The 6,328-nt window shown below is 38.7% G+C and carries 5 protein-coding genes and 1 tRNA gene; 2 read left to right on the top strand and 4 right to left on the bottom strand.

The annotated features are described in order from the left end of the window. Window positions 1–2,249 precede the first annotated feature (2,249 nt). Both Q1V93_RS09050 and Q1V93_RS09045 read left to right on the top strand, forming a co-directional pair. The gene (locus tag Q1V93_RS09050) at window positions 2,250–3,023 is read left to right on the top strand and encodes a histidine kinase (protein WP_300663932.1); all 774 of its coding nucleotides are present in this window, start codon (window positions 2,250–2,252) and stop codon (window positions 3,021–3,023) included. After that, window positions 3,004–3,645 carry a response regulator transcription factor gene (locus Q1V93_RS09045; RefSeq protein WP_300663930.1) on the top strand — a complete coding sequence of 214 codons (642 nt, stop codon included), beginning with the start codon at window positions 3,004–3,006 and terminating at the stop codon, window positions 3,643–3,645. Before Q1V93_RS09050 ends, Q1V93_RS09045 begins: the two co-directional genes overlap by 20 nt. A gap of 1 nt (window position 3,646) precedes the next feature. Here the strand turns inward: Q1V93_RS09045 and Q1V93_RS09040 are convergent, their stop codons facing one another. From Q1V93_RS09040 to Q1V93_RS09025, 4 genes are all read right to left on the bottom strand, one after another. After that, entirely contained in the window at window positions 3,647–4,102 is a 456-nt protein-coding gene (locus Q1V93_RS09040; protein ID WP_300663928.1) for a YbjN domain-containing protein, read from the bottom strand. A gap of 417 nt (window positions 4,103–4,519) precedes the next feature. Then, window positions 4,520–4,593 (bottom strand) — tRNA-Asn (locus Q1V93_RS09035). Between the two features lie 115 nt (window positions 4,594–4,708). Next, entirely contained in the window at window positions 4,709–5,161 is a 453-nt protein-coding gene (locus tag Q1V93_RS09030) for a single-stranded DNA-binding protein (RefSeq protein ID WP_124747600.1), read from the bottom strand. Between the two features lie 61 nt (window positions 5,162–5,222). Continuing rightward, window positions 5,223–6,149, bottom strand: coding sequence for an N-acetylmuramoyl-L-alanine amidase (locus Q1V93_RS09025; RefSeq protein ID WP_300663925.1), 927 nt, complete (start codon window positions 6,147–6,149; stop codon window positions 5,223–5,225). Window positions 6,150–6,328 lie beyond the last annotated feature (179 nt).

The following is a 6,328-nucleotide window of genomic DNA, read 5'->3' as shown; positions in this document are numbered from 1 at the left end:
AGAATCTTCCTACCCCGGAGCTTATTGCTGATATTAATTTCGATATTGCAATTGGCTACTATCTTGCATTAGATCTGATATTTATTCAAGAAATCCTGAAACTCCGTCGCAATTATATTCATTCATAAGTATGTCCATTCATTCCACTATATATCTACTGATATTGGGTCTGGGATTTGTCCTCCTTACACTATTCTATTTCATGCTGGGCAGGTCAGCTGAAAAGCTTCCCGAAAGCTGGAAAAAGTCACTGCCTTCAAAGAGTTTCCAATCCGGTATTCTGTTTCTGACAATTTACTTGTTCATTACATTTGCCGGCGAAATTGCGGCCTTTACCCTTTCCTCGCATGGCATATACAATAGTTTTGTTATCAGTATCAATTTGACTCTGGCGACCCCATTTCTATTTGGGTTTCTATTCATCCATACACAAACCCACTGGAAGCGACACAGTTATGTTCTATTATACCTAATTCTTGTGGGATACTTCAGTACCGGAGGATATTATCATCCGGATTGCATTCTTTCCAATTTTTCAGCACTATTGTTCTCAAGTATTTATTTTTTAGCGGCTCTTCTTTACATGACAGATCTGCTTGTGAATCCCAAATCGGAATATTTTAAGTTCCGATTAAAAATTTGCACATGTATCTTGGTTTACAGTTTATTAGGATGCATCATGACCAGTTTTTACTGGGCAGATACAATCCCAACCCCGTTCTACTCCAAACTCATTTATTATATCCATTTCTACAATATTGTTTTCTATTACTTTGTACTAGATCTCATACTTATTAACGAAATCCGGAAACTCCGGCGTAGTTAAAGAATACTTATTCTCTATTCAACTCAATAATCAAAAAAAAAATGGACATCCATGCTATTATATATCTATCCTCACTGGGAATTGGTTTTAGTTCGCTGACTATGTTTTATTTGCTATTGAGAAAGTCTGAAAAAAAATTACCAGACCAGTGGAAAAAAACTCCCCGATCAAAAAAATTCAGAATCAGCATTTTGTTTTTGATGATTTACCTTCTCATTGATTTTATTGGGGAAACGATTGCTATTTATCTTGCAAACCATGGTATTTATAACTTCTTTGTCCAGAATATTAATCAAACGTTATTCATGCCATTTCTTTTCGGATTTTTATTCATTCATACTCATACATCCTGGAAGCGATATATTTATTTCATTTTATACGCCATTTATGTCATTTATCTTGTTTCCAGCGGATATTATCATCCCCGTGCCGTTTCTTCCAGTTTCTCAGCTATTCTCTTCTTCGGAATTTGTTTTTTGGGAGCCCTTACCCATCTGACCGACTTACTTGAAAATCCTAAATCAGAGTATTTCAAATTCCAATTAAAAGTCAATTTGTGTATTTTGATCAATTCTCTTTTAGCAACAATACTGACTTCCTCTTATTTATTACAAATAAATACCGACTTTGTATACTCTGACCTATTCTACTATATACATTTCTGCAACATCTTGCTCTATTACATTGTATTAGATGTTATATTCATCAACGAAATCCGGAAACTCCGACGCAGTTAACATGATTCATGCTATAATATACCTGTCCATATTAGGGTTAGGGGTTCTTCTCCTTTCAATATACTATTTTTCACTTAGAAAATCGAATGACAAGCTTCCTGAATCCTGGAGAACGAGATTGCAATCAAAGAATTTCAGGATCAGTATTTTATTCTTCATGATATACCTTCTGATTAACCTGATTAGTGAAATTATAGCGATTGATCTTGCCATGCATCGCATTTACAACAGCTTTGTTTTTAGTATAAATAATACATTATCAACCCCATTTCTCTTTGGTTTCCTGTTTGCTCATACGCATACGTATTGGAAGCGCTACACCTACCTTTTATTATATCTCATTCTCCCGATATATCTTATCCAGGGAGACTATTACAACCCCAATTGCATTCTTCCGGGGGTTTGGCCGTTGATTCTTAACAGCACTTATTTTTTAGCTGCTCTTGTACATTTAACAGATCTACTGATGAATCCCAAATCCGACTATTTCAGGGTTCAATTAAAAGTCAGCATCTGCATTCTGATCTGCACGCTTCTGGCAGCAATACTCACTTCTTTCGAATGGGCCGACACCATGAATAAACCCTCACACTCTGAAGTCATTTTTTACATTCATTTCTATAATATTGTTCTTTATTACTTTTCATTAGATCTTATATTTATAAACGAAATCCGGAAAATCCGTCATGCATTATAGTTTTATCCTGGTCATATTATTGGTCGTCATCCTGCTGATCGTTACGTTCGGGGTAGCAATCTACATTGTTATTACACGGCTTTATCGCCAACTGCGAAAAAGAGAAGCTGAAGCCATTGAATCCATCATTACTGCACAGGAACGCGAACGAACCACCATTTCCAGGGAAGTTCATGACAATCTCGGTCCGATGTTATCTATTACACAAATGCAAATCGGTTACCTGACTGAACAAATGGAAGCTTCCACCCAAAAGGATTTGCTACTTAAAATGCAGGTTCAGGTTCAGGAAGCCATTAAGCAGTGTCGCAACATCTCACACATGATTTCTTCGGAAGTCAGTTCTTCCAAATCGCTTCAAGCGGTGTTACAGGAGCAGATCACCAATGTCAATGAATTCGGGAATATCGATATTTCCCTATCTATTCCTGAAGATCTTCCGGTAATAGACCCGGTCAAAGGAACTTCACTGATCCGTATTTTCCAGGAATTGCTGGTCAATACTGTTCGTCATGCAGACGCCACATTGGTTGATATCAAGATCGAAAAAACTCCGGATTATTTGTTTCTCAGCTACCAGGACAACGGAAAAGGATTCCAGTTAAAATCCGTATCTCTCGGTCTTGGAATACAAAACATTACGAAACGCATTGAAATCATTGGCGGCAAACAACTCTGGAATGAATTATCCGACACTTCCGGTATGAACCTGCAAATTTTACTTCCGCTTCAAAAAATTATTTATGAAAGTACTAATCGTTGATGACCATTTTGTATTTCGTGAAGGCTTACACCTGCTTTTAAAACAGTCTAATCCTGTTTTCGAAATCCTGGAAGCTTCCAACGGAAAAGAGGCTCTCACGTTGATTAAAGCGGTTGCAATCGATGTTGTTCTGATGGATGCGGAAATGCCCGAAATGAATGGACTGGAATGTTTGAAGACGTTGAAAGAAAGTGAGTTTTCTTCCATTCCGGTGGTGATGCTGACAATGCACAATCAATTGAATCACATGCTGCAGGCTTACGATTTGGGTGCCAATGGTTATCTGACAAAAGATTCCCCTGTCAAAGAAGTGGTTTTAGCAGTTGAAGCAGTCACCCAGGGAGAAGAATATTATGCTGCTGCAATCCGAACTCCCTTTTTAAAAGAGCTTGTCCGCAGGGAACACACGTTCGACAAAGCCAATAAGCTGACTTCACGCGAGGTTGAGGTATTGCAGATGATCTGCAGGGAATTTTCTACTGAGGAAATTGCTTCCAATCTTTTCGTATCACCGCTTACGATCAACAATCACCGGAGAAGCCTGATTGCAAAAACCGGTGCTAAAAATGTAGCCGGACTTGTGATGTATGCTGTGAAAAATGGTTTTTTCGTGATTGAATAGATCAATTAAAATTCACCGGTTTGTCATTCGGTTTCGGATCCCAGCTGCCTTCAAATTTAAAGGTCAGTTTTCCGAAATAATCTGCAGAATAAAATGCCACTCTATCGAGCGTAGCGTCGATTTCGCTTTTATCCAGGTTATCTGCTTCGCGCAATGAAAGCACATAGGTCCAATCTCCTTTAATACTGATTCCGGAGCCGTACAATCCGTGGTTGATCTCCAGGCAATTCTTGAAAAATGCTTCGTGATTGCGATCGGGAATGCGCGTCAGCGGGCTCATTACCTGAAAGTAGTATTTATCGGGGTTCTGCGGAAAGTTAAACACATCGATCCACACCGTTGAGCCTTTATAGGTTATATTCCATTGTCCGACTTTGTCTCCGCGGCATAATCCCGGATCAACACCCAATTCCTCCAGGCTCTGTTCAATTAAAAAAGCAACTGCATCCAAATTCATGGGAGAAAATTACTAAAAAATGTTTTTTGAGTCAATGGGGTTTGATTTTTCGGGTTTTATAGTATTTGACCAATCAATTTGTCCTTCAATACTTACCACTGAGTTTAGCAATTGTCAGGCTTATAGAATAAATTAAACTGAAAATAGCTATTCCAAAATTACGTACTTCCGAATACGAATTACCCTTATTCAAGAGTTTGATCAAAGAATAGCTTGAAATTAATCCTATCCCAAAAAAAACTACAACAGCAAACCAGGATGTGAAAAAAGCATTCATTTTTCCTTTAAAATCAAATCAGATAAAAAGTGTCTCCATTTCTGACGACTCTTTAAGTTCCCTTTTCCGGGTAAACTTCTCGTCCAGAAATATCAATAAACTAAAAAAGCCACTCTTTCGAATGGCTTTTCTTTTTGAAGCTCCCTCTGCTGGGCTCGAACCAGCGACCCTCTGATTAACAGTCAGATGCTCTAACCAACTGAGCTAAGAAGGAATCTATATCGCTTTCGCGGTTGCAAATATAGACAAAGAATTGCTTTTAACACAAATTCCTCGAAAAAAATTGCAATTATTTTTAATGGAATTCAGTACTAGCCTGACTTTCAGGACTAAAAATCATCTTCAGACAAGGTAAAATCTTCCAAACTTGCGTCACATCCTTCGTCTTCGCATGGTGATTCGTTATCATCAATCATGTCGAACATCAATTCATCTTCGCATTTTGCAGGTCTCAAAATATTCGTACGTGAAACATTCAAGCGAATTTCCGAACGGAAAGTTCCGTCTTCCTGAGAAAAAGATTTTGCAAACGGAGTTCCCACCAGTTCCACCAGGGCACCTTTCTTTAAAAAATCCAGGATACGCATATTTGCGCCTTCCTTTTTCCAAATCGTGCAATTTACCCAAGTCGTTTTGGTTCTTGCTTCCCCTGTACGCTTATCGCGCCAGTTCTTATTGTGCGCAACCGGAAAATTAATGGCAATGACACCGCGCTCCATTTGCTTCACGACAGCATCCTTTCCAATATTTCCAATTAAACGTGTTTCAAAAACAGTTGCCATATTCTTTTTGGTAAATTAATGTGTTCAAGTGTGTTTCGTCACAAAAGTAATACATTTCAACTTAATTTTTCCGTTCCACAACAATTGAGTCGGGGAAACCCTTCTTCCGGACTTCCGCACAATACTCTTCAGCCTCACTCCTGGTAGCAAAACTTCCTGAAAAATATTTGTAGCGATAACCCGTTTGTGCAATCTGTGTGCGACTTACGGCATATTTCAGATTCTTAAAGCCTCCTTTTTCAGTATCCAGCCATTCTTTTGAACTCATAATCTGAACACTGTAGGTTTTCCCGCTGTCTTTTCCAGATTTGGAATCTTTTGAGGTTTCCGCCTCCTTTTTGGTGAATGAAATATTTTTATGTGCTTCCTTCAGATGAGACCGCATTCCACGAAACAAGGCTGAAGCAATAATGTCTTGTCCTTCGGACGTATTCAGATAGTTGGCTTCCGATTTATTGGTCATGAAACCGCATTCTACCAATACACTGGTCATTTGAGTAAACTTCAAAACCTGAAGCGTGTGTTCGCGGTCGTCTGAATCTTTTACACCTCTTGATTTTCTTCCGGCACGCCCTTTAAACTCATTTTCAAAAGCTCTTGCCAGTTTGACGGATGCGTGCGAAGTAAACGAATGAACATGCGATTCGGTTCCTTTGATATTGGAATTGGGACTTCCGTTGATGTGGATCGAAATAAAATAATCTACTTTTTTCGCATTCGCCATTTCCACCCGTTCGTCCAAAGTCGGGTAACGATCATCCGTCCGTGTATAGAGCACAGTCACATTTTCCAGTTTTTCACTCAGATATGCTCCGAATTTCAGGGCAATTTTAAGCGTCAGGTCTTTTTCCGGAGGTAAATTCTTGTCCGTTGCTTCATGCCCGGGATCAGATCCGCCATGACCCGGATCAATTAAAACCGTAACTCCCTGACTAAAAGATACAAAGGAGACGAAAATAAAAACCAAACTGGTATAAACTAACTGCATATCGCAAAAATACGGGTCAAATACACTCGGTTTGAGTTGATTAGAAAAGGTTACTAAATACTAAATGTTAATTTTCTATCTTTGAAGCGTGAAAGCAACGTTAATTATCTCAGTCTACAAGGATGTAGAAGCTCTTGAAGCAATTTTGAAATCAGTTCTGATTCAGGTGGAAAAAGACA

It is taken from the genome of Fluviicola sp. (assembly GCF_030151805.1).
In the GTDB taxonomy this organism is placed as follows: Bacteria; Bacteroidota; Bacteroidia; order Flavobacteriales_D; family Crocinitomicaceae; genus Fluviicola.
The sequence above is the reverse complement of the archived record's forward strand: the minus strand, read 5'-3'. Positions and strand labels throughout refer to the sequence as shown.